Source organism: Micromonospora sp. NPDC003241 (assembly GCF_053589795.1).
In genome coordinates, this window is the sequence record NZ_JBSFSO010000112.1 from 1 (window position 1) to 1044 (window position 1044).

Genomic DNA, 1044 nt, shown 5'->3' on the forward strand with positions numbered 1-1044 from the left:
TTCACATAATCCCAGCAACACACCACCGCGACGGACGGCCGGTGCCGCCGCGGTGACCTAAGCTCCGATCCCATGCCGATGGGGAGCAGCGAGTCGACCACCGTCCTGGTGCTCGGCGCGGGACCGGCGGGGCTCGTCCTCGGCAATATTCTGCGCGCGGCCGGGATCGAGGTGCTGATCCTGGAACGGCGCGACCGCGCGCACATCGAGCAGCGCGCCCGCGCCGGTTTCCTCGCCCCCGCCAGTGTCGCGGTGCTGGCCGAGCACGGACTCGACACCGGCTTGCACACCGGCGGGCACACCCACCAGACCTGCGAGTTCCGCAGCGCGGGCGGCCGGATCGAGCTGTCCTACGGCGGACTCGGGCGGGGCGAGGCGCACACCGTCTACCCGCAACAGCGGCTGGTGACCGATCTGGTCGCCGAATACCTGCGCCGCGGCGGCGAGCTGCGGTGCGCGACCACCGCCGAGCAGATCGGTGACGAGCACGGCGACCGGCCGTGGGTGCTCGCCCGCACCGCCGACGGTGAAACCTCCCGGATCACCGCCCGCTACCTCGTCGGCTGCGACGGCGCGCAGGGCGCGGCCCGTCAGACCGTGCGGGGCCCGCGATCCACCCACGACTACGCCATCACCTGGCTCGCGCTGCTGGCCCAGGCCCCGCCGACGACCGACACCGTCGCCTACGGCGTCCACCCCGACGGTTTCGCGGGCCAGATGCCGCGCAGCCCCGAGGTGACCCGCTACTACCTGCAGTGCGCCGGCGAGGACGCCCTGCGCTGGAGCGAGGACCGGGTCTGGAGCGCGCTGTCCGACCGGCTGCGCGCCGACCGGTACGGGCCGCTGCGGACGGGCCCGATCATCGAGCGCGGACTGGTCCGGTTGCGGTCGGAGATCCTCGACCCGATCCAGCAGGGCCGGCTGTTCCTCGCCGGCGACGCGGCCTCCACGATCAGCCCGTCCGCGGCCAAGGGCGCCAATCTGGCCATCCTCACCGCGCGGTCGCTCGCGGCGGCGCTGATCGCCGCGATCGCGGACGGCGAC

General features: G+C 73.8%; 1 protein-coding gene. It reads left to right on the plus strand.

What is annotated here, in order from left to right:
* Positions 1 to 72: 72 nt before the first annotated feature.
* A partial coding sequence (locus ACWDVW_RS32685; protein ID WP_449956865.1) for an FAD-dependent monooxygenase occupies positions 73 to 1044 on the plus strand: 972 nt, incomplete at its 3' end.